This is a genomic window from Streptomyces vilmorinianum (assembly GCF_005517195.1).
GTDB lineage: Bacteria > Actinomycetota > Actinomycetes > Streptomycetales > Streptomycetaceae > Streptomyces > Streptomyces vilmorinianum.
The window spans coordinates 4963683-4985970 of record NZ_CP040244.1 but is presented as its reverse complement, the minus strand read 5'-3'; the positions used below and the strand labels follow the sequence as shown (position 1 = coordinate 4985970).

The 22288-nt window shown below is 71.1% G+C and carries 20 protein-coding genes and 2 pseudogenes; 16 read left to right on the top strand and 6 right to left on the bottom strand.

Going from position 1 to position 22288, the window contains the following annotated elements; genetic code table 11:
- Positions 1–69 precede the first annotated feature (69 nt).
- The 9 genes from FDM97_RS23320 (at position 70) to FDM97_RS23280 (ending at position 8077) form a co-directional block, all read left to right on the top strand.
- The gene (locus FDM97_RS23320; protein WP_137992447.1) at positions 70–1089 is read left to right on the top strand and encodes a sugar ABC transporter substrate-binding protein; all 1020 of its coding nucleotides are present in this window, start codon (positions 70–72) and stop codon (positions 1087–1089) included.
- Positions 1086–2135 carry an ABC transporter permease gene (locus tag FDM97_RS23315; RefSeq protein WP_137992446.1) on the top strand — a complete coding sequence of 350 codons (1050 nt, stop codon included), beginning with the start codon at positions 1086–1088 and terminating at the stop codon, positions 2133–2135. Before FDM97_RS23320 ends, FDM97_RS23315 begins: the two co-directional genes overlap by 4 nt.
- A complete protein-coding gene (locus tag FDM97_RS23310) occupies positions 2132–2929 on the top strand; it encodes an ATP-binding cassette domain-containing protein (RefSeq protein ID WP_137992445.1) in 798 nt (265 codons plus the stop codon). Before FDM97_RS23315 ends, FDM97_RS23310 begins: the two co-directional genes overlap by 4 nt.
- Positions 2930–2965: 36 nt before the next feature.
- Positions 2966–4141, top strand: coding sequence for an ROK family glucokinase (locus tag FDM97_RS23305; RefSeq protein ID WP_137992444.1), 1176 nt, complete (start codon positions 2966–2968; stop codon positions 4139–4141).
- Entirely contained in the window at positions 4138–4713 is a 576-nt protein-coding gene (locus tag FDM97_RS23300; protein ID WP_175439212.1) for a hypothetical protein, read from the top strand. The genes FDM97_RS23305 and FDM97_RS23300 overlap by 4 nt, the downstream gene beginning before the upstream one ends.
- 27 nt (positions 4714–4740) lie before the next feature.
- Positions 4741–6039, top strand: coding sequence for a bifunctional 3-oxoadipate enol-lactonase/4-carboxymuconolactone decarboxylase PcaDC (pcaDC, locus tag FDM97_RS23295; protein WP_137992443.1), 1299 nt, complete (start codon positions 4741–4743; stop codon positions 6037–6039).
- Positions 6040–6091: 52 nt separating this feature from the next.
- Complete coding sequence (locus tag FDM97_RS23290) at positions 6092–6724, top strand: MBL fold metallo-hydrolase (RefSeq protein ID WP_137992442.1); 633 nt, start codon at positions 6092–6094, stop codon at positions 6722–6724.
- Between the two features lie 39 nt (positions 6725–6763).
- Positions 6764–7543, top strand: a complete 780-nt coding sequence (locus FDM97_RS23285) for an exodeoxyribonuclease III (protein ID WP_137992441.1) — start codon at positions 6764–6766, stop codon at positions 7541–7543.
- 96 nt (positions 7544–7639) lie between these two features.
- The gene (locus FDM97_RS23280; protein ID WP_137992440.1) at positions 7640–8077 is read left to right on the top strand and encodes a DUF6278 family protein; all 438 of its coding nucleotides are present in this window, start codon (positions 7640–7642) and stop codon (positions 8075–8077) included.
- Between the two features lie 137 nt (positions 8078–8214).
- On the opposite strand, the gene FDM97_RS23275 is transcribed toward FDM97_RS23280, so the two are convergent.
- The 3 genes from FDM97_RS23275 to FDM97_RS23265 all read right to left on the bottom strand — a co-directional run bounded on the left by FDM97_RS23275 (position 8215) and on the right by FDM97_RS23265 (position 12436).
- Positions 8215–9780: a CocE/NonD family hydrolase gene (locus tag FDM97_RS23275; RefSeq protein WP_137992439.1), complete on the bottom strand. Its 1566-nt coding sequence runs from the start codon at positions 9778–9780 to the stop codon at positions 8215–8217.
- Between the two features lie 122 nt (positions 9781–9902).
- Positions 9903–11162 carry a L,D-transpeptidase gene (locus tag FDM97_RS23270; RefSeq protein WP_137992438.1) on the bottom strand — a complete coding sequence of 420 codons (1260 nt, stop codon included), beginning with the start codon at positions 11160–11162 and terminating at the stop codon, positions 9903–9905.
- A complete protein-coding gene (locus FDM97_RS23265) occupies positions 11159–12436 on the bottom strand; it encodes a hypothetical protein (protein WP_137992437.1) in 1278 nt (425 codons plus the stop codon). Before FDM97_RS23265 ends, FDM97_RS23270 begins: the two co-directional genes overlap by 4 nt.
- 164 nt (positions 12437–12600) lie before the next feature.
- Here FDM97_RS23265 and FDM97_RS23260 point away from each other — a divergent pair, with 164 nt between their 5' ends.
- Positions 12601–13836: a cytochrome P450 gene (locus tag FDM97_RS23260; protein WP_254705725.1), complete on the top strand. Its 1236-nt coding sequence runs from the start codon at positions 12601–12603 to the stop codon at positions 13834–13836.
- Here FDM97_RS23260 and FDM97_RS23255 read toward each other — a convergent pair.
- Positions 13808–14548: a hypothetical protein gene (locus FDM97_RS23255; protein ID WP_137992436.1), complete on the bottom strand. Its 741-nt coding sequence runs from the start codon at positions 14546–14548 to the stop codon at positions 13808–13810. The two genes, FDM97_RS23260 and FDM97_RS23255, sit on opposite strands and share 29 nt — an antisense overlap.
- A 104-nt stretch (positions 14549–14652) precedes the next feature.
- On the opposite strand from FDM97_RS23255, the gene ggt reads away from it, so the two are divergent.
- The gene (gene ggt, locus FDM97_RS23250) at positions 14653–16455 is read left to right on the top strand and encodes a gamma-glutamyltransferase (RefSeq protein WP_137992435.1); all 1803 of its coding nucleotides are present in this window, start codon (positions 14653–14655) and stop codon (positions 16453–16455) included.
- Positions 16456–16467: 12 nt separating this feature from the next.
- Here ggt and map read toward each other — a convergent pair whose 3' ends face one another.
- Positions 16468–17235 (bottom strand): type I methionyl aminopeptidase, encoded by a 768-nt coding sequence (map, locus tag FDM97_RS23245; protein WP_137992434.1) that lies wholly within the window; start codon positions 17233–17235, stop codon positions 16468–16470.
- 32 nt (positions 17236–17267) lie between these two features.
- Between map and FDM97_RS23240 the strand changes: the two genes are divergently transcribed.
- Positions 17268–17519 carry a helix-turn-helix domain-containing protein gene (locus FDM97_RS23240; RefSeq protein ID WP_137992433.1) on the top strand — a complete coding sequence of 84 codons (252 nt, stop codon included), beginning with the start codon at positions 17268–17270 and terminating at the stop codon, positions 17517–17519.
- A gap of 23 nt (positions 17520–17542) precedes the next feature.
- On the opposite strand, the pseudogene FDM97_RS23235 reads toward FDM97_RS23240, so the two are convergent.
- A pseudogene (locus tag FDM97_RS23235) lies at positions 17543–18775 on the bottom strand (IS701 family transposase).
- 166 nt (positions 18776–18941) lie between these two features.
- Between FDM97_RS23235 and FDM97_RS23230 the strand changes: the two are divergent.
- From FDM97_RS23230 to FDM97_RS35980, 4 genes and pseudogenes are all read left to right on the top strand, one after another.
- Entirely contained in the window at positions 18942–19346 is a 405-nt protein-coding gene (locus FDM97_RS23230; RefSeq protein ID WP_023547126.1) for an mRNA interferase PemK, read from the top strand.
- Positions 19347–19436: 90 nt separating this feature from the next.
- Positions 19437–20364 (top strand): annotated as a pseudogene (locus FDM97_RS23225) (RNA-guided endonuclease InsQ/TnpB family protein); the annotation flags it as partial.
- Between the two features lie 135 nt (positions 20365–20499).
- Positions 20500–20892, top strand: coding sequence for a PPOX class F420-dependent oxidoreductase (locus FDM97_RS23220; RefSeq protein WP_137992432.1), 393 nt, complete (start codon positions 20500–20502; stop codon positions 20890–20892).
- Positions 20893–21012: 120 nt separating this feature from the next.
- Positions 21013–22281: a UL36 very large tegument protein gene (locus FDM97_RS35980; protein ID WP_175439211.1), complete on the top strand. Its 1269-nt coding sequence runs from the start codon at positions 21013–21015 to the stop codon at positions 22279–22281.
- Positions 22282–22288: the final 7 nt, after the last annotated feature.

Sequence of the window (22288 nt, the reverse complement as noted above, 5' to 3'; positions counted from 1 at the left end):
AAGATCGGCGCGACCCCCATGACCGATACTGCAATGCACGCAGAAGGACACAAAGGAGGGCACGGCCTCGTGACCAGGCTTCGGACAGGAGGGGTACGCGCCGCAGTCGGCGCCGTGCTCGCGGTGGCGCTCACCGCCGCACTCACCGGGTGCAGCAGCACCGGCGGCAAGCGCGCCGAGGACGCCCGCAAGGCGGCCGCGGCCCAGGGCAGGGCGGCCGTGGACACGCCCGAGTGGACCTTCGCGATGGTGACCCACTCCGGCGACGGCGACACCTTCTGGGACATCGTCCAGAACGGCGCCGAGCAGGCCGCCGCCAAGGACAACATCAACTTCCTCTACGCCCACAGCGACGAGGCGCAGCAGCAGGCGCAGCTCATCGACTCGTACATCGCCAAGGGCGTCGACGGGCTCATCGTCACCCTCGCCAAGCCCGACGCGATGAAGACGGCCGTCGAGAAGGCCGTCAAGGCCGGCATACCGGTGATCACCGTCAACTCGGGCGCCGAGCAGTCCAAGGCCTTCGGCGCGCTCACCCACATCGGCCAGGACGAGACCGTCGCGGGCGAGGCCGTCGGCGAGGAGCTCGACGAGCGAGGGAAGAAGAAGGCCCTGTGCGTCCTGCACGAGCAGGGCAACGTCGGCCACGAGCAGCGCTGCTCCGGGGCGAAGAAGACCTTCGGCGGCGAACTGCAGAACCTGTACGTCGACGGCACCAACATGCCCGACGTCCAGGCCTCCATCCTCGCCAAGCTTCAGTCCGACCCGGCGATCGACGCCGTCGTCACCCTCGGCGCGCCCTTCGCCGACGCCGCCGCCCAGGCGAAGAAGACCGCGGGCAGCGAGGCCGAGATCGACACCTTCGACCTCAACGCCAAGGTGGCGAGCGGGCTTTCCGCCGGCACCCTGGGCTTCGCCGTCGACCAGCAGCCCTACCTCCAGGGCTACGAGGCCGTCGACCTGCTCTGGCTGTACCGGTACAACGCCGACGTCCTCGGCGGCGGAAAGCCGGTCCTCACCGGCCCCCAGATCATCACCAAGGACGACGCCGCCGCGCTGAAGGGCTACACGGAGCGGGGTACCCGATGAGTACCCTCGCCCCGAACGAGCTCGATCACGTCGACGAACGGCTGCTGCGGACCTCCCCGCTGAAGAAGCTGCTCGCCCGGCCCGAACTCGGCTCGATCGTCGGCGCGGCCGCCGTCTTCGTCTTCTTCTCGCTCGTCGCCGACAGCTTCCTGCGCGCCTCCAGCCTGGGCACCGTCCTGTACGCGGCCTCCACGATCGGCATCATGGCGGTGCCCGTCGCGCTGCTGATGATCGGCGGCGAGTTCGACCTGTCGGCCGGTGTGATGGTCACCAGCTCGGCGCTGATCTCGTCGATGTTCAGCTACCAGATGACCGCGAACGTCTGGGTCGGCGTCGGCGTCTCGCTGCTCGTCACCCTCGCCATCGGCTTCTTCAACGGCTTCATGCTGACCCGCACCAAACTGCCGAGCTTCATCATCACCCTCGGCACGTTCCTGATGCTGACGGGTCTGAACCTCGGCTTCACCAAGCTGATCAGCGGCACGGTCTCCACCAAGTCGATCGCCGACATGGAGGGCTTCCCCTCCGCCAGGAAGCTCTTCGCCTCCCAGTGGACCGTCGGCGGCGTCGAACTCAAGGTCACCATCCTGTGGTGGGTCGGCCTGGTCGCGCTCGCCACCTGGATCCTGCTGCGCACCCGCGCCGGCAACTGGATCTTCGCCGTCGGCGGCGGCGCCGACGCGGCCCGCGCGGTGGGCGTCCCGGTCTCCCGGACGAAGATCGGCCTCTACATGGGTGTCGCCTTCTGCGCCTGGATCTCCGGCCAGCACCTGCTCTTCTCCTTCGACGTCGTCCAGTCAGGCGAGGGCGTCGGCAACGAGCTGATCTACATCATCGCGGCGGTGATCGGCGGCTGCCTGATCACCGGCGGCTACGGCTCCGCCATCGGCTCGGCGGTCGGCGCGTTCATCTTCGGCATGACCGGCAAGGGCATCGTGTACGCGGAGTGGAACCCGGACTGGTTCACGTTCTTCCTGGGTGCGATGCTCCTGCTCGCGACCCTCCTGAACGCCTGGATCCGCAAGCGCGTGGAGGCAACCACATGACCGCCCAGGCTCTGGTCGAGCTCGACGACGTCAGCAAGTTCTACGGCAACATCCGCGCCCTCGAAGGGGTCTCCCTGGAGGTCCACGCGGGTGAGATCACCTGTGTCCTCGGTGACAACGGCGCCGGCAAGTCCACCCTCATCAAGATCATCGCGGGCCTGCACCAGCACGACGCGGGCACCTTCCGCATCGAGGGCGAGGACGTCGTCCTGGCCGGTCCGCGCGAGGCCCTGGACCTCGGCATCGCCACCGTCTACCAGGACCTGGCCGTCGTCCCCCTGATGCCGGTCTGGCGCAACTTCTTCCTCGGCTCCGAGCCCACCAAGGGCTCGGGCCCCTTCAAGCGCCTCGACGTCGAGTTCATGCGCGAGACGACCCGCACCGAGCTGCTGCGCATGGGCATCGACCTGCGCGACGTCGACCAGCCCATCGGCACCCTCTCCGGCGGTGAGCGCCAGTGCGTGGCCATCGCCCGCGCCGTCCACTTCGGCGCCAAGGTCCTGGTCCTGGACGAGCCGACCGCCGCCCTCGGCGTGAAGCAGTCCGGAGTGGTCCTGAAGTACGTGGCCGCCGCCCGTGACCAGGGCCTCGGAGTGGTCCTCATCACCCACAACCCGCACCACGCCTATCTCGTCGGCGACCGGTTCGTCCTCCTCAAGCGCGGTGTCATGTCGGGCAGCCACACCAAGTCCGGCCCGAACGCGGTCACCCTGGACGAGTTGACCCGGCAGATGGCGGGCGGCAGCGAGCTGGAGGACCTCCGCCACGAGCTGGAGCGCCCCGCCTTGTCGTAACAGCCCCCCGACACCGCACCTGGCAGAATCGAGCCGATGAGTACCTACCGCGACCTGACGCAGCGCGGGGCCGCCCGGGGCGCCGCGCTGCGGACCGTCGGCACCCGAGAGCGGCGCTCCCACCTGACCGCGCCCCGGGTGCCCACCGTCGGCATCGACATCGGCGGTACGAAGGTGATGGCCGGGGTCGTCGACGCGGACGGCACCATCCTGGAGAAGGTCCGCACCGAGACCCCGGACAAGTCCAAGAGCCCCAAGGTCGTCGAGGACACCATCGTCGAGCTGGTCCTCGACCTCTCCGACCGGCACGACGTGCACGCCGTCGGCATCGGCGCGGCCGGCTGGGTCGACGCCGATCGCGCCACGGTCCTCTTCGCCCCGCACCTCGCCTGGCGCAACGAACCGCTGCGCGACGCGCTGCAGTCCCGGCTCGCCGTCCCCGTCATGGTCGACAACGACGCCAACACCGCCGCCTGGGCCGAGTGGCGCTTCGGCGCCGGACGCGGCGAGGACCACCTCGTCATGATCACGCTCGGCACCGGTATCGGCGGCGCGATCCTCGAGGACGGCCGGGTCAAGCGCGGCAAGTACGGAGTGGCCGGCGAGTTCGGCCATATGCAGGTCGTCCCCGGCGGACACCGCTGCCCGTGCGGCAACCGCGGCTGCTGGGAGCAGTACAGCTCCGGCAACGCCCTGGTCCGCGAGGCCCGCGAACTGGCCGCCGCCGACTCCCCGGTCGCGTACAACATCATCGAGCGGGTCAAGGGCAACATCCCCGACATCACCGGGCCGCTCATCACCGAGCTCGCCCGTGAGGGCGACGCCATGTGCGTCGAGTTGTTCCAGGACATCGGCCAGTGGCTCGGCGTCGGCATCGCCAACCTCGCCGCCGCCCTCGACCCCTCCTGCTTCGTGATCGGCGGGGGCGTCAGCGCCGCCGACGACCTGCTCATCGGCCCGGCGCGCGACGCCTTCCGGCGTCACCTCACGGGCCGCGGCTACCGCCCCGAGGCCCGGATCACCAAGGCACAGCTCGGCCCCGAGGCCGGCATGGTCGGCGCCGCCGACCTCGCCCGGCTCGTCGCCCGCCGCTTCCGCCGGGCCAACCGCCGCCGCGTCGAGCGCTACGAGCGGTACGAACGCTACGCCCAGGCCCTGCGGGGCGGCACCGAAGGACGCACCCCCCGCACCACCCAGGATCCGGATTCATGACCGTTCCCACCCAGACCACCGCTCCCGAGCAGGAGACCAAGCTGCCGGAGGACCGGCGGCACATGATCCGCCGCCGCTGGCTGACGGCGGTCATCATCGTCCTGCTCGTCGGCATCCCGGCCGGCTATCTGGCGATCTCCGCCGGGCAGAGCCGGGACAGCGGCCGTGACAAGGAACGCGAGTCCTCGGCCACCGGGCTGCGCGACAGCACGCCCTCGCTGATGAAGCGCCGCATCTTCGAGGTCCCCATCCCCCCGGGCAGCACCGGGGTCGCCTACTACGAGACCAGCAACTGGAAGACGAGCCGGCTGTACGTCCAGTTCACGACGAGCGCCGGCCGGCTCGACGGCTTCCTGCACCAGGTCGGCTCCAGCCGCTCCCAGCTGGTCCCCGGCAAGGTCACCGTCAGCGAACGCGACGCCGACATCGTCGGCTGGAACTTCCCGGCGGGCCAGGACTGGTCGGGCACCACCGTCGTCCGCGACAAGCCGCGGCCCGGCGCGGACATCACCGTCGACCTCACCGACCCGGCCGCCCCGAAGGTGTACGTGGTGTCCACCACCACCCCCTGACCGGAGGCCAAAGCTCCGCTCATTACCCTGGAGCGAGTGAGCCAGACGCAGACGCCCCCGCCGCAGCCGACCCCCACGACCCTGCAGTACCGGATCGACGGCCCCGACGACGCACCCGTCCTGGTCGTCGGCCCCTCGCTCGGCACCACCTGGCACATGTGGGACCGGCAGATACCCGAGCTGACCCGCCAGTGGCGCATCGTCCGCTTCGACCTGCCGGGCCACGGCGGCGCCCCCGCCCGCCCCTTCACCTCCGTCGCCGAGCTCGGCGACCGGCTGCTCGCCACCCTCGACGAACTGGGCGTCCAGCGCTTCGGCTACGCGGGCTGCTCCATCGGCGGCGCGGTCGGCCTCGACCTCGCGCTGCGGGCGCCCCACCGGGTCGCCTCGCTCGCCCTGGTGGCCACCTCGCCCTGGTTCGGCAGCGCCGACGAGTTCCGCCAGCGCGGCGTGATCGTCCGCACCAACGGCCTCGAGCCCATGGCCCGTACCGCCCCCGAACAGTGGTTCACCCCCGGCTTCGCCGCCGCCCAGCCCGCGATCGTCGAGTGGGCCGTGCAGATGGTCCGTACGACCGACCCCGGCTGCTACATCGGCGCCTGCGAGGCGCTCGCCGTCTTCGACGTCCGCGAGGCCCTCGGCCGCATCGGCGTCCCCGCCCTCGTCCTCGTCGGCTCCGAGGACCGGATCACCGGCCCCGCCGAGGCCCGCACCCTGGTCGCCGGGATCGCCGACGCCCGGCTCGCCGTCGTCCCGGGCGCCTCGCACCTCGCCCCCGTCGAGCAGCCCGCCGCCGTCACCGAGCTGCTGACCGAGCACTTCGCCGGGATCGTGCACGACACGCAGAGCGCCCTGCCCGCCCCGCCGATGCCGCCCGTCTCCGCCCCCGTCGTGCCGGTCGCCGAGATCGCCCCCGCCGGTCCGGAGCCCGAGCCCACCGGCGCCGGGCGCCCCGACCCGTACGAGCAGGGCCTCACGCTGCGCCGCGAGATCCTCGGCGACGCCCATGTCGACCAGGCCCTGGCCGACGAGTCCGGCGCCGACCTGCAGGCCCTCGTCACCCGCTACGCCTGGGGCGAGGTCTGGAACCGGGACGGCCTGGACCGCCGCACCCGCAGCTGCGTCACCCTGACGGCCCTCATCGCCGGCGGCCACCTGGACGCGCTCGCCGACCACACGCGAGCCGCCCTGCGCAACGGACTGACCCCCGACGAGATCAGGGAAGTCGTGCTCCAGACCTCGGTCTACTGCGGGATGCCGGCCGCCGAGAGCGCCCTGCGCGTCATCGGCAGGGTGATCAAGGAACAGACCACGCCCCAGGCGTAGGCTGGCCGTTCATTCACGTCCGGCACGTCCTGCCCGCGCGAGGTGGAGTCCTGTGAAGCTGACGAAGAAGTCGCACGCCTGCATCCGTCTGGAGAAGGACGGGCGGACGCTCGTCATCGACCCGGGCATGTTCAGCGAGGAGGACTCCGCCCTCGGCGCGGACGCCGTGCTCGTCACCCACGAGCATCCGGACCACTTCGACGAGAACCGGCTGCGGGCCGGCCTGGAGTCCAACCCGGCCGCCGAGATCTGGACGCTGCGGAGCGTCGCGGACAAGATCTCGGCGGCCTTCCCCGGCCGCGTCCACACCGTCGGCCACGGCGACACCTTCAGCGCGGCCGGCTTCGACGTCCAGGTGCACGGCGAGCTCCACGCGGTGATCCACCCGGACATCCCCCGGATCACCAACATCGGCTTCCTGGTGGACGGCGCCCTCTTCCACCCCGGCGACGCGCTGACCGTCCCCGAGCAGCCCGTGGACACGCTGATGCTCCCGGTGATGGCCCCCTGGAACAAGATCTCCGAGGTCATCGACTACGTACGCGAGATCAAGCCGCGCCGGGCCTTCGACATCCACGACGCGCTGCTCACCGACCTCGCCCGGCCGATCTACGACCGCCAGATCGGCGCGCTCGGCGGTACGGACCACGGCCGGCTGACCCCGGGAGACTCCACCGAGCTGTGAGGACGATGACTGTCACACCCCGCCGCTAGGCTTGCGCTCATGCGCATCGCGACCTGGAACGTCAATTCGATCACCGCCCGGCTGCCCCGTCTCCTGGCCTGGCTGGAGAGCAGCGGCACGGACGTGCTCTGCATCCAGGAGACCAAGTGCACCGCCGAGCAGTTCCCCGCCGACGAGCTGCGTGAGCTGGGGTACGAGTCGGTGGTGAACGCCACCGGACGGTGGAACGGCGTGGCCCTGCTCTCCAAGGTCGGCCTGGAGGACGTCGTCACGGGCCTGCCCGGCGGGCCCGACTACGAGGGTCTGCAGGAGCCCCGGGCGATCTCCGCGACCTGCGGGCCGGTCCGCGTCTGGTCGGTGTACGTGCCCAACGGCCGCGAGGTCGCCCACGAGCACTACGCGTACAAGCTCCGCTGGCTGGAGGCGCTCCAGGCGGCCGTCGCCGAGGACGCGGCGGGGGAGCGGCCCTTCGCCGTCCTCGGCGACTACAACATCGCGCCGACCGACGACGACGTCTGGGACATCGGCGTCTTCGAGGGCGCCACGCACGTCACCGCGCCCGAGCGTGCCGCGCTCGCCGGTCTGCGCGAGACGGGCCTCACGGACGTGGTCCCGCGCCCCCTCAAGTACGACCACCCCTTCACGTACTGGGACTACCGCCAGCTCTGCTTCCCGAAGAACAAGGGCATGCGCATCGACCTGGTGTACGGCAACAAGCCGTTCGCCGACGCGGTCAAGGACAGCTACGTCGACCGCGAGGAGCGCAAGGGCAAGGGCGCGTCCGACCACGCCCCGGTCGTCGTCGACCTCGACGCCTGAGGCCCGGCGCCTCGAGTCCGGCGCCCGTCCTCCCGTACCGGACGATCTCCGCGCGCCGGGTGGTGCCACGGGAGGGTGCGATGCGACGCTGGTCGGATGAACATCCCGTTCCTGGACAACTGGCGCAAGCGGCCCGAGGCCGATCATTCCCCGCTGGCCGCGGCCTTCGACCGCGACCCCGAAGGAGTGGGTGAGCTGCTCGCCGAGTGCGAGCTGCTGCGCGCCAGGGCCCAGGAGTCCGGGGTGACCCTCGACGACACCCCCCGCTCGCTGGCCGCGATCGACCAGCTTCCGCCGCGCTGGCGTGACGATCCGGAGGAGCTGCCGTGGGTGGGCAACGACGCCGGGCTCTACCTCGGCACGGTCATCGTGCGGAACGTGCCGGGCGCGAGCTGGCAGATCTGGCCGAGCGGCCAGCCGGTGGTCCGGCTGGCCTCGGGACGTGAGATCAACGTGGTCGAGGCCGGGCTCGACTGGGCCACGAGTGGATCGCCCGAGCTCTCCCAGGTGTACGCCGAGGCCGCCGAGTTCTGAGCAGCCCGGCGGCCACTCCAATGCAGTAAATACGGCTAATACCGATTTCGTGTGTGTCGGGCGTGAAGTCCCCTTTTGTGGTGGATAGTTAGGGCTGACCGACACAGCCGAGAAGGGGGCAGGGGCGCAGCCGGTGATCACTTCTCCCGTAGCGGCACCGACACGTAGGACGGGTCGGCCGACGGGGAGGAGAAGGTCAGCTGCGCGCCGGTCGGGTTGTGCTCGATGTAGAGCGGGTCGACCGTGTCGACGACCAGGGCGAGACGGTGGCCCGCCGGCACGTCGTAGGCCGTGGAGAACAGCTCCAGGTCCACCGTGAACGGGGTGCCGGGCGTCCGGCCGTGGAAGGTGTAGGGGGCGTTGCTGACCAGCTTGCCGAGGCCGAGCGGGCCCACGTCGTAGAGGTACGCGACGAGCGTGCCGCTCTCCTTGGTGGAGGTGACCGTGGTGTGCAGCTTCGCCGTACCGCGTACGCGCTGGGCCGTGGCGTACCGCTCGGACTGCCACACCCCGGCGAAGGCGCGGGGGAGCAGGGGGATCGAGGCGACCGGCGGGGTCTGGAGGAACTGGTCCAGGACGTTGGAGAGCAGCACGATGCCGCCGTTGGCGCCGGAGTCGACGTTCGCCCAGATCCTCTGGGAGTCGCCGAGGGCGATCTTCCGCTCGTTCGCGCCCACCGACTTCCAGTCCGCATAGCCCTCGTATCCGCCGCTGGAGCGCGGCTTGAGCTGGACGGGCTGCTCGCGGTCGATGCCGTTGTCGGCGCCCTTGAGGTACCGGTCGAACCAGCGGTGGGCGTTGGTCCAGGTGTCGTTGGGCAGCCCGAACAGGCCGGTGGCCTCGGCGGTGGCGTGGTCGCCGGGGCGGAACTCCAGACGCTTGGGGCCCTGGAGCTTCTCGTAGAAGGAGGCGTACTGGTTGGGCGGGAAGATGGTGTCGCCCCAGGCGTTGCCGAGCATGATGGCGGCGCCGTTGGCGTTGATCCGGTCGAGGTAGGTGGCAGCGGAGCGCTTCTCGCCCCAGGCGATCATCTCCTCTTCCTTGTCCAGGTTCGAGCCGAGGAAGTCCTTGAGGGTCTGCTGGAGTTCGGGTCCGGGACGGCCGGTGAGGTAGCCGGCGCCGCCGAGCAGGGCCGCGGCCTGGAGGTGCTGGGTGCGGCCGCTGTAGATGGACTCGATGAGGTCGGCCCAGCCGCTCAGCGCTGCGACGGCCTTGATCCGCTTGTCGTGCGCGGCGGCGAGCAGACTGATCCCGGCGCCGTAACTCACCCCCGCCATGCCGACCTTCGCCGGATCGGCCGGGGTGTTCGCGAGCGCCCAGTCGATGACCTTGGAGGCGTCGGCGATGTCCTTCGGCCCCGCGGTCTCGATCTCGCCGCCGGACTGCCAGAAGCCGCGGGAGTTGTAACTCACCACGACGTAGCCGGAGTCGGCGAGCTTGCGGGCCTGGGCGAGGTACTCGATCTGCGGCATGGCCCAGCTGGTGGGCAGCACGATCACGGGGTAGCGGGCCGAACCGTCGGCTCCGGCGGGGGTGACGACATTGGCCTTGAGCACGGTGCCGCCGTCGCCGGCGATGTCGACGAAACGGATTCCGCCGTCGGTGGCGTCCGTGGCGTCGGTGGCGTGGGCGGCGGGGGCGAGCCCGAGGGCCGTCCCGGCCACCAGGGCGGCCGAGACGGCGAAGACCAAAGGTGTGCGCACGGGTCACTCCTCACTCGTGTCACTGGTGGGGACAGTGAAAGTGACCCGACGGTAACCGGAGTGGCTTACCGAAGGTAACTGGTCGGTAAGTTACGCGAGGGTAACGATTATTGGACGGCGTGTCAGCGAAGGGCGCTCCTGGACTGCCACTGGGCCCAGGACAGATTCCACTCGCCGTAGCCGTTGTTCAGGGCCTGCGTCCCCTTGGCGTCCGAGCCGGTGATCTCGAAGGGGTCGCCCACCTGCACACGGTCGTACACGGTCCGCGCGTCGGCGTCGCTCATCCCGACGCAGCCCGAGCTCTTGTTGGCACGGCCGAAATAGGCCGCGTTCCAGGGCGCCGCGTGGGCGTACATGCCCGACCAGGTCAGCCGCATCGAGTAGTCGACCATCTTGTCGTAGGCGTCGCCGAGACCCACCGTCTCGGAGCGCATGTTGATCGTGCCCTCCTTGGACATCAGGACGGTCCTCCCGCGCCAGGACCCCTTCTCGCCACCGGGCGTACCCGCCGACATCGGCACGTCCTGGACCACCTGCCCGTCCCGGAGCAGCGTCAGCCGGTGGCTGTCGAGGTCGACCTTGACCAGCTGGTTCCTGCCGATCGAGAACGTGGTGGTGTAGTCGCGGACGAACCAGCCGCCGGATCCGGAGTCGACGCCGCTGAGCTGCGCGTCCAGGGTGACCTTCGTACCGGACCGCCAGTACTCCTTCGGCCGCCAGTCGACCCGGTCCTTGCCGGACCAGTCCTGCATCCAGCCCCACGATCCCTCGGTCCGGTTCGACGTCGTGACCTTGAGATGCCTCTCGACCTCGGCCTTGTTCTTCACCGGGTGGTCGAACACGATCGACAGCGGCTGGCCGATGCCGACGGTGGTGTTCTTGCCCGGGGCCAGCGTCAGCTTGTTGACCTTCTCGGGAGCGGCCGTCGTGAACGCGGCCTTCGCGCTCCCGCCGGCCGTGTCCCGCGCCTCGACGGCATACGCGGTCCCCGGTGTCGCCTTGCGCGAGGACGTCCAGCGCTTCCCGTCCGCGGACACCTGCCCCTCCAGCCGCCCGCCCTTGGAATCGGTCACGGTGACCTCCCGGAGGGCCCCCTCGGCGAGCGATACGGTGACCGGCTCACCGGCCCTGGCCTGCTCGCCGGAGAGGTTCACGGATATCCGCATCGGCGGCGCCCCTTGCTCGCCGCCGCCACCCTTCCCGCCCGCGGCCACGGCACCCCCGGAACACGCGGTGAGAGCGGCGAGTGCGAGGGCCGCGGCGGGGGCGGCGAGCAGGGTGGTGCGCGGGCGTATGCGGTTCAAGGGGGCAACCTCCGTGGTGATCTCTCTTGCCGAGAGAGAGGGTGTCGGGAGGGGGGAGGTTGCGAAAATCCGACTCATTTCGGTGATGTCGGATGTGAGATGGGCGATAGTTCGACGACCATGCGGAAGTCGTCGTGGGCCTCGCCGTACTGGTGGGCGGCGAGCAGGAACATCGAGCGGTCGGTCAGGGCCTGGGCGTGCGCGTGTGTACCCGGGCCGAGGCGGCGGGCGAGTGCCACGCCTTCGTCGAAAAGCGGCCGGAGCGGTTTCAGGATGAGGTGGGTGCGGCGCTCCTGGAGGAGCGCCGAGCGGATGGTCAGCCTGCGGTGGGCGGCGACCAGGTCAGGGAGGCAGCCCGCCTCTTCGAGCCCTGCGACCTCCTCTTCGAGGGCGGGGATGTCGTCGATGTAGGCCTGCCTCACGTCGGGCGACCAATCGTGGTGGTGCGTACCGAACGGCGGGGCCGGTGCGTCCGGGGACGCGGCCGGCTCCGCCGACCGGCCCGACAGGGCGAACAGGGTGATCCACCAGGAGAGGATGTTGCTCCAGCTCTTGCGCTCCCCCGTCTCCGCCAGCTCGGTGAGGAGGACGAGGGCCTCCTGCCGGGCCGCTCGGGCCTCTGCCGTGCGCCCGGCGGCGTCGAACATCCGGGCGTGGTGGACCAGTTCCCACGTCAGGATCGCCAGCGAGGTGTCGCCGGCCTCCGCCTCCTTCCGGGTGGCGGCCACGAGGTCCGCGAAGGCGTCCAGGGCCTCGTCGTGCAGTCCGGCGGCGTCCAGTTCGGCCGCCCATTCGACCATGCTCCAGAAGGAGACACCGGGCGAGATCCCGGGGGAGCCGTCCAGCCGTCGAGCCCGGAGCCCTCTCCCGCAGATCTCCGCCGCCTCCCGATGGCGCCCCTCCTCGGCCAGTACGCTGGCCAGCCGCCCGTGCCCGTACAAGGGACTCGTCACCTGCCCCCGCTCGAAGCCCTGTCGCCCGGCCTCGGCCATCTCCTCGCACACCGCGAGCCCTTCCGCCCGCCGCCCGACGGCGAACAGCGCGCGCTCGTAGACGCCCAGGACACGCACGAGCACCTCGGTCCTGTTCGGCTCGCCGGCGTCGATGCGCCGGGCGGCGTCCGCCGCCTCGGCACACAGCGCGAGCTGCTGCTCCGGAAGGTCCCGCAACTGCCTGCTGTAGCTCCACGAGACCAGCGCCCGGGTCAACTTCGGCAGATAGGCCGACGGACTCACCCGCGCGAGCACCCGGTAGGCCTCGACCTCCCGAGCGAGGCTCGGCCGGTCCGATCCGAGCAGCATCGTCCGTGCCCGCAGCACCGCATCCTGATCGACGTTCTCGGAGTGATTCATGACGGTGATTCTGAGAGCCGGAGAACAGGCCGGACAAGGCTGTCGAGCTGTGCGATCAGTCCTACGAAAATGGCCGCTGACCTGTCATGATGGGTACGTCTTCACCCCTCGGCGACCCGATCGGCAGTCTGGAAATCCGGACGCGGGCGGCCCAAGCTGGGCCCGTGGAGAAATCGAGCGACGTACCGGATGTCTTCGACCCGCGGATCTACGCCGCCGGGATCCCGCACGAGTCCTACTCCGAGCTGCGCGACCGGCGGCCCGTGGCCTGGCAGGAGGAGTACGAAGTCCTCGGCTGGCCCCCCGGCCCCGGGTTCTGGGCCGTGACCCGGCACGCGGACGTCGTACGGGTGCTCAAGGACTCCACCACCTACTCCTCGCACCTCGGCGCCACCCAGATCCGTGATCCGGACCCGGCCGATCTGCCCTTCATCCGGCGGATGATGCTCAATCAGGACCCGCCCGAGCACGGGAGGTTGAGGCGACTCGTCAGCCGCGCCTTCACCCCCGGGCGGATCGAGCGGTTCGGCGACACCGCGCGCCGGCGCGCCGGGGAGCTGCTGCGGGCCGCCCTGGAGACGGGTCCCGAGGTCGATCTCGTCACCGCCGTCACCGACGACTACGCGCTGCTCAACCTGACCGATCTGCTCGGCGTGCCCGCGAGCGACCGGGGCCTCCTGCTCGCGTGGACCGAGCGGGTCATCGCCTACCAGGACCCGGACGAGCCGCCCGTCCTCGACGAGCGGGGGCGGCCGGTCAACCCCCGCTCACCCGCCATGCTCGCCGAGATGTTCGCCTACGCACGCGAGCTCGCCGCACACAAGCGCACACACCCCGCCGACGACATCATGACCGCGCTCGCCACCTCCGAACTCCGGCCCGCCGAGCTGGAGATGTTCTTCTTCCTGCTGACCGTCGCGGGCAACGACACCGTACGCAGCGCCGCCCCCGGCGGACTGCTCGCGCTCGCCGAACACCCCGACGAACGCCGCCGGCTGTGGGACGGGACGCTCGCCGTGGACCGTGCCGTCGAGGAGCTCCTGCGCCGGCACCCGCCCGTGCTCTCCTTCCGCCGCACGGCCACCCGCGCCACCGAACTCGCCGGGCAGCCGATCGCCGCCGGAGACAAGGTCGTCGTCTTCCACGCCTCCGCCAACCACGACGAGCGGGTCTTCACCGACCCCCAGCGGCTCGACCTGAGCCGCACCCCGAATCCGCACGTCTCCTTCGGGGAGGGCCCGCACGTCTGCCTCGGCGCGCACTTCGCCCGGCTTCAACTACGCGTACTGCACGAGGAGGTACGGGACGCCCTCACGGACCTCACCCTCGCCGCTCCGCCCCGACGGCTCGTCTCCAACTTCATCAACGGCGTCAAGTCCCTGCCGGTTCGGCTTCGGTAGCGGGTGCGGCGGTCCGCGCGGCCCGTGTGACATCGGCGACCAGCTCCACGACATCGGGGCCGTACGCCTGCGAGTTGACCACCTTGAGGAGCAGGACGAAGGGTCCCGAGCCGTACTTCCGCGCCAGCTTCTCGTGGCGCCGGGCCAGATAGCGGGTCGCGGCCTGGTTGCAGACCGCGGACTGGCCGCAGAAGAGGAACACCGGCCGGCCGCCCTCACCGCCGGTGAGCCGGGCGAGGACGACGTACTCGGTGACCCCGACCACCCCCTTGTAGACCTCGCCGTCGACCGTGAACATGCCCCGGTCCGACGCCGGTTCCGACTCCACGTTCATCGTCAGGCCCGGCAGCAGGGACGACAGATGCGCGGCCATCCGGCGATTGGAGTACGGGCCGCCGACACAGAACTCCGTACGGTCCCCGAGCCCCCGCCGCGCCTCGTCGTGCTGGACTATCTCCGGCCGCGCCCCGCAGTCCTTGATGAGGGCGGAGAGTTCGAGCAGGGCGGACACGTCGACGTTGTGGACCGCCCTCTCGCTGCCCGCGTTGCGGTTCACCACCAGCAGGCACTCGGATCCGTCACGGAGCCCGAAGAACGCCTGCTTGCGCCGGAGGCCGCGACGCCACAGACAGGTGCGGGTCAGCCAGCCCAGCGAGGCGCTGACCCCGGTCGCGAGGACCCCCAGCACGACATTGCGCAGGTCTTCATTCATGGGCGCGCATGCTAGCGGGGGAGCGGCCTTGTGTTCGAGGCGGTCCTGACGAGGAGGGCGGAAGGAAGTTACCCTGCGCGGACGGTCGTTGACTGGAGGTAGGGATGCGTCGTTCCGTGCTGCGGAATGGGTCGGTTCTCGTCGTCGCCGCGACATGGCTCTCGGTGGGGGCCGCGGCCCCGCCGAGTCCGGCGTCGCACGAGCCCCCGGTCAAGACACCTGTCGCCGTCGGGTACGGCGGAGCCGTCGCCAGTGTCGACGCCGACGCCTCCGCCGCCGGCATCGAGGTGCTCCGCAAGGGCGGCAACGCCGTCGACGCGGCCGTCGCCGTGGCCGCGGCCCTCGGCGTCACCGAGCCGTACTCCGCGGGCATCGGTGGCGGCGGCTACTTCGTCCACTACGACGCGAAGAGCCGTACGGTCCACACGATCGACGGCCGCGAGACCGCCCCGCGATCGGCGGACGCGAACCTCTTCGTGGAGAACGGCAAGCCCATCCCCTTCGAGGAGGGCATGACCAGCGGCCGCGGTGTCGGCACCCCCGGCACCCCCGCCACCTGGGAGGCCGCCCTCGACGTCTGGGGCACCAAACCGCTGCGCACCCTCCTCGAACCGGCCGGCCGCCTCGCCCGCGAGGGATTCACCGTCGACGCCACCTTCCGCGCCCAGACGGCCGCCAACGAGGCCCGCTTCCGGGACTTCCCGGCCTCCTCCGAGCTGTTCCTGCCCGGCGGACAACTGCCCGTGGTGGGCTCCACGTTCACGAACCCCGACCTGGCCCGGACGTACGACAAGCTGGCCCGGGAGGGCGTCGGCGCGCTCTACCGGGGCCCCCTCGCCCGGGACATCGTGAACACCGTCCGCAAGCCCCCGGTCCGGGAAGGCGCCACACGGGTGGTCCGCTCCGGTGATCTGACGGAGCGTGACCTCGCCGCGTACGAGACGGTGGACAGAAAGCCCACGAAGCTCTCCTACCGGGGACTGACGGTGTACGGCATGGCGCCCTCGTCGTCGGGCGGCACGACCGTCGGTGAGGCGCTGAACATCCTGGAGGGGACCGATCTCTCGGCCGCCTCGCAGAGCGCGTATCTGCACCGCTTCATCGAGGCGAGCCGGATCGCCTTCGCCGACCGGGGCCGCTGGGTCGGCGACCCGGCCTTCGAGGACGTGCCCACACGCGAGCTGCTCTCGCAGCGGTACGCGGACTCCCGCGCGTGCCTGATCCGCGACGACGCCGTGCTGACCAGCCCGCTCGCCCCGGGCGACCCGCGCGATCCGGCGGCCTGCGCGAGCGGGGGGACGGCGGCGCCGACCACGTACGAGGGTGAGAACACCACGCACCTGACGGTCGCCGACAAGTGGGGCAACGTCGTCGCGTACACGCTCACGATCGAGTCGACGGGCGGCAGCGGGATCACGGTTCCGGGGCGCGGGTTCCTGCTCAACAACGAGCTGACCGACTTCTCCTTCGCCCCGGCGAACCCGGCCGTCCACGACCCGAACCTGCCGGGCCCGGGCAAGCGGCCCCGGTCCTCGATGTCCCCGACGATCGTGCTCGACGGACACGGCCGGCCGGTGCTCGCACTCGGGTCGCCGGGCGGAGCCACCATCATCACGACCGTCCTCCAGACGTTCGTCGGGGTCGTGGACCGCGGCCTTCCGCTCGTCGACGCGATCGCGGCGCCGCGCGCCAGCCAGCGCAACCAGGCGACGACGGAGCTGGAGCCGGGGCTGTGGAACAGCCCCCTGCGCGCCGAGCTCGAAGCCATCGGTCACGGCTTCCGGCAGAACCCGGAGATCGGCGCGGCGACCGGCGTGCAGCGACTGCCGGACGGCCGGTGGGTCGCCGCGGCGGAGACCGTGCGGCGGGGCGGCGGCTCGGCGATGGTGGTGCGGCCGGCGCCGTAGCGCCCTCGGCCGCTACAACGCGGTGAGGATCCGAGGGCCGTCGTCGGTGATGGCCACCGTGTGTTCCGCATGGGCCGCGCGGGAGCCGTCCATCGTACGGATCGTCCACCCGTCCCGCGCCGTGCAGTGACCGTCCCCGCCACCGCCGATCAGCATGGGCTCGATCGCGATGACCATGCCGTGGCGCAGCGGCATGCCCCGGCCCGGGCGTCCCTCGTTGGGCACGCCCGGGTCCTCGTGCATCGTGCGACCGATGCCGTGGCCGCCGAAACCGTCCGGGATGCCGTAGCCCGCGCCCCGGCACACGCGACCGATCGCGTGCGCGACGTCGCCGATCCGCTTGCCGACGACGGCCGCGCCGATGCCCGCCTCCAGGGCGGCGTACGCGGTGTCGATCAGCCGGGTGTCCTCGGGGCGGGCCCGGCCGACCGTGAAGCTGACCGCGGAGTCGCCCACCCAGCCGCCGAGGGTCGCCCCGCAGTCGACGGAGACGAGGTCCCCGTCGGCGAGGCGGCGGTCGTCCGGGATGCCGTGGACGATCGCGTCGTTCACCGAGACGCACACGACCGCCGGGAAGGGCACCGGCGTCCAGTCGGGGTGGTAGCCCAGGAACGGCGACCCCGCTCCGGCCGCCGCCAGTATCTCCCGGGCCGTCAGGTCCAGTTCTCTCGCCGTGACCCCGGGCGCCGCCTTCGCTCGTACGGCCTCCAGCGCCTGGGCGACCACCCGTCCCGCCTCGCGCATGGACCGGAGGGACTCGTCCGTCTTGATCTCCACCATGCCAATTACTATACCGGTATTAGAATGGTGTCATGGTGCGTACACCCCTGACCCCCGAAGAGCGCGAACGCGGCGAGCGGCTCGGCCTCCTCCTGCGCGAGGCCCGCGGCGGCCGGTCCATGGTCGAGATCGCCGCGGCCGCCGGACTCTCCGCGGAGACGCTCCGCAAGATCGAGACCGGCCGGGCCCCGACCCCCGCCTTCTTCACCGTCGCGGCGCTGGCGGGGGTCCTGGGCCTCTCGATGGACGAGATCGTCGTACGGTGCGCCCTGGTGCCGCTCTAGCACTCCAGCAGTAATCGTGATCTTCACGTTCGAGCGGCTTGCCGCCGGTAGCGGCTGGTCTGGGATCGGGCCTGGTGGCGGCGTCGCCGGTCGGACCAGCCGAGCCGGTGGACCGTGTCAAAGGCGGGCCGGATGACGAGCGTGATGGACAGCCGTTGGATCTCGTTGCGTGAGCGGTATGAGGGCGTCTGGTGCGGGATCGCGGTCGTGTTCGTTCGCGCGGACGACGGTGAGGAAGGCGTGCGCGAGCATGGCCAGGGTGACCCAGCGGGACCAGGACGGGTAGCGGCGGACCTGGTGCTCGTCCAAGGCCGCCAGGCCCTTGCCGGACTGGAAGAACTCCTCGACCCGCCACCTTGATCCAGCGACGCGCACCAGGGTGGTTAGCGGCACTGCGGCGGCCGGCGAGTAGCAGCGGTAGTACGCGAGTTCGCCGGTGCTGCGGTTGCGGCGGATCAGCAACTGCCGGCTCCCGGGCCGGGGGTCGGTGAGGTCGATGACGGCCCAGTCGTAGAAGCGGTGGCCCTTGGCTCCGCTCCCTGCGGACAGCTTCTGCCAGGCCCTCTTGGGCACCTTCCTGGCCAGCGTGTCCGCGCGGAACTTCCGGGCGCCTGTGGTGACTTCGTGCGAGCAGGCCGCCGCGAGGACGTAGCGGATGCCGTCTTCCAGCGCGGCGCGTAGCGTCGGGTTGCCGCCGTGGACCTCGTCTCCCGCGAGCCAGGCGGCCCGGCGCCCGGCGTCCAGGAATCGGGTGACCATGCGGGCGGCAAGCTGCGGTTTGGTCGCGAATTCGGTCTTGTCACCGAGTCCGGCGGCCCGGCAGCGGTCGGGTCCGAGGTCCAGGAACGCGGAACGTACAGTTCCCGGTCTACCGCGGCGTGTCCGCGGCGGCCGGCGTAGACGAGATAGACGGCGACCTGCGCGTTCTCGATCCTGCCCGCGGTGCCGGTGTACTGGCGCTGGACACCGACGGTGTCGGTGCCCTTCTTCACGTCGCCGATCTCGTCGACCACCAGAACCGCCTGGTCGTCCCGCAGATGCTCCACCACGTAGGCCCGCACGTCGTCGCGGACCTGGTCGGCGTCCCACTTGGCACGCCCGAGCAGGTGCTGCATGCCGTCCGGGGTGCTCTCTGCGGCCCACTCTGCGATGGTCCAGCAGTTCTTGCGCGGCAGGTCCGACAGCAGCCCGAGCACCAACCGCCCGACCTGACGTCGGGGTTCGACCCGTGCGAACCGGCCCGCGATCCGGGCCATCAGGCCCTCGAACGCCTCCTGCCAGCGGGCAGGGTCTACGCTGTGACCCGCGGCCACCGCATGATCTTCAGTCTTCACACACCGATGATCAACGGTGGCCGCACCCGTCTCCACAGCGCGTCAGGGTCGCGCAGCGTCTGCCTGCCGTCATGTGTCTGGAGGACTTGTGCAACGTGGCGAAGTCTGGTGGGTCCAGTTCGACGAGCGGAGGTTGGTCGTACTGCTGTCGGGAGACGACACGTCCGGGATCCGGGTGATGCAGGTCGTCGCTCCGGCGGGCGTCGACATCAGCGGTCTGGGCATCGAAGTGACGGTCGGCGCCGGTGAAGGACTGCCGTTCGAAGGCGTGCTGCGGCTCGCGTTCCCGCGTCCAGGCTTCACCCCGTGCACGTGGCTGACCACTGTGTCCCGGGACGACCTGATAGAGCGGGCGGCCGTCCTGTCCTCCGTGAAGCTCAGCGAGATTGACGACGCCCTCCGACTCGCTGAACAAGCGCAGGAGCGGACCCCGGCCACGACCGCGAAGCTCAGCGAGATAAGGGATGCCCTCCGTCTCGGTGAACTCGGGTAGACGGGGAAGGAGCCGACGCCCGCGACGGCGTGGGCGATCTCGGGCGAGATGATCGACGCCGGCCACCTGCCGCCTCGGAAAGTGCCGTACATGCAGCTTCGCTACAACTACCGGGTCTATCCAGATGCCCGACAGCGCGCCGCGCTTGCTCAGGCTTTCGTGTCTGCGTGAGCGTAGAGAAGCTCATGCGGCGGGTCTGCCGTATGTGAAGTCGGCCGAACTGTCGAAGGTTCGCATTACGCGGGTCAAGCGCACCGAGAAGCGTGCGTGGCTGGCCGATGTGTCGGCGGTCGTGCTGCAGCAGGCCCTGCGGGATCTGGAGGCCGCCTACAAGAATCTCAAGGATTCGTCCGGCCGGTACTTCATGAGTTTCGTCGTGGACACCGTGCCGGACGTCCTGCCAGAGGTGGACACCGAGGCCGGTATCGACCTCGGACTGTCCACGTTCGCTGTTCTGTCCGACGGCACAAGGATCTCCTCGCCGAAGTTCCTGCGCCGCGCGGGAAAGAATCGGGCCAAGGCCAGGATCAAGGTCGCCCGACAGCACGCCAAAGTGGCCGACCGGCGCCGGGACTTTCGCCACAAGGCATCCATACGCCTCATCCGCGACAACCAAGCGGTGTATGTGGAAGACCTCGCGGTGTCCGGTCTCGCCCGCACCCGGTTGGCCAAGTCCGTGTACGACGCCGGATGGTCCCAGTTCGTGAACATGCTGGAGTACAAGGCCGCCAAGCACGGCCGCTATTTCGGGAAGATCGGCCGCTTCGAGCCGACCTCCCAGGACTGCTCCGCCTGCGGCGTCAAGGACGGCCCGAAGCCTCTCCATGTCCGGGAGTGGACGTGCAAGGCGTGTGGGACCATCCACGACCGCGACGACAACGCATCCAAGAACACCCTGGCCGCCGGACGGGCGGACAGGCTAAACGCCTCGCAGAGCGCAGGTAAGACCCGGACGAAAGTCCCGGCACCGCACGAAGAAGCAGGAAGCCACCCGGACGGTCAGGTGATCGTGGAGGGAACTCTCGCCCGTCAGGGCGGGAAGCGCGTCAATTCAACGGTACTGGGCTTTGGCGTCCCGGAGATCGCGGCGGGCGGGGACCTGCGAGGCGCCCTGACGCGGTGACGAATCCGCTACCTGCGTAGGCTCGGCCGCATGACGCCCCACGTGATCCCCGACGAGCTCCGGCGCGGCCGCTACGTCAGCCTGACCACCTTCCGTAAGAACGGGACCGGGGTGGCGACCCCTGTCTGGTACGCGGTGGAGGGCGACGAGCTGTACGCCTGGACGCGCAGCGACTCCTGGAAGGTCAAGCGGTTGCGGAACGACCCCCGCGCCGTGGTCGCGGTGTGCGATGTGCGCGGGAAGGTCGAGGAGGGTGCGGTGCGGTTGGAGGGGACCGCCCGGCTTCTGGAGGGGGAGGAGCTGCGGAGGGTGCGGAAGCTGTTGGCGCGCAAGTACACGTGGCAGTTCCGGGTCGTCGACTGGCCCGCCATGATCGCCCGGCTGGGCAAGCGTCCGCACACGGGGATCGCCGTGACGTTCTGACCCGTTCGCCGCGAGGCGGGCCCCGCCCGAAAACAGTCTGTAGCCGTCCCGTAACACGACTGGGGTCGAATACCTGCGGACCGGAAGGTTCCAGTCGAGTACGCGGGTGGTGCGGACGATATGACGGTGTATCAACTCCCGGTGGAGGTCGGCGCGTTCGCGCGCTATCTCAGAGAACTGGCGACCCGCCTGCGGCCGGGGGAGGGCTGGTACGGGGTCTTCGCGAGCCGGGACCCGGAGGGCCTGCGGGCCTGCTTCGACGGTACGGAGATCCTGCCCTGGGACGTCGTCGAATCCCTGCTCCAGGACCTGGGGGAGCCGGCCGTCGGGCCGCAGGCCGCCCGGGCGAGGGCCCTGTACGACGCGGCGGCCGCCGCGCACGACCGGCGGCCGGGCGGAGCGGAGGCGCTGCGCGAGCGCCTCGCGGCGATGGAGCGGGAGCGGCGGTACGCCGAGACCCGCTCCCAGGAACTCGGCGCCCAGCTGCGCGCGGCCCCGGCCTCCCCGGACGCCGCCCGGCTGAACGGCGAACTGGCCTGGACCCAGGACGATCACGCCCGTGCGACGGCGCGCATCGCGGAGCTGACGTCGCGACTCGCGGCGCTCGGGGCGGACGACGATCCCGCGCCGGTCCCCGTACCGGCGCACGCACCGCCCCCGCCACCCGCCCCCGCCCCGCCCAAGCGGCGGCCCCGGGGAGCCCGGTACGCATGGCTGGACGAGGCCGAGGAGGTCCAGGAGGCCGTACCCGTACCCGACCTGCCGGTCGCCGGCGCGGCCCCGCGCGGCGCCCGGTTCGGCGGATCCGAGGCGCCGGCCGCCCCCGCGCCCCGTACCGTCCCGCGCGAGGTCGCCGCGGAGGCGGCGCGGGCGGCCGGGAACGCGGTCTACGCCCTCCAGCGGCTGCGCGCCCAGGGCCGCAGCGGCGAGGCGCACGCGCTGCTCTGCGAGGCGGTGGCCGGTCCGCCCGCCTGGCTGCCGGCGCTCGCGGCGGAACTGCACCGCGTCGGCCTCGGCGCGGACTGGGCCACCCTGCTCTGGGAGGCGGCCTCGCTGCCGCCCGGACGGCTCGCCGCCGTCGCCGGGGCGCTCGCCGACGCGGGCCGGTCCGCGGACTGCGACCAGCTGCTGCGCCAGGGGGTCGCCCGCCCCGTGGAGGAGCTGGCCGGCGCCTGCGCCGCCCTGCACGCCGAGGACCACCACCGCGAGGCCCACGCCCTGCTCACCGCCTTCGTCCGGGTCCGCACGCCCGAGGACGCCGCCCACCTCGCCGCCGCCGACCCCCACGGCCTCGTCCCCCAACTCCTCGCGGCCGCCCGTACGGTGTCCCCGGCCCGCGAGCGGGACCTCCTGCACGCCCTGCGCGTCGGGGGCCTCGCGGGAGCCTGACGCGGAG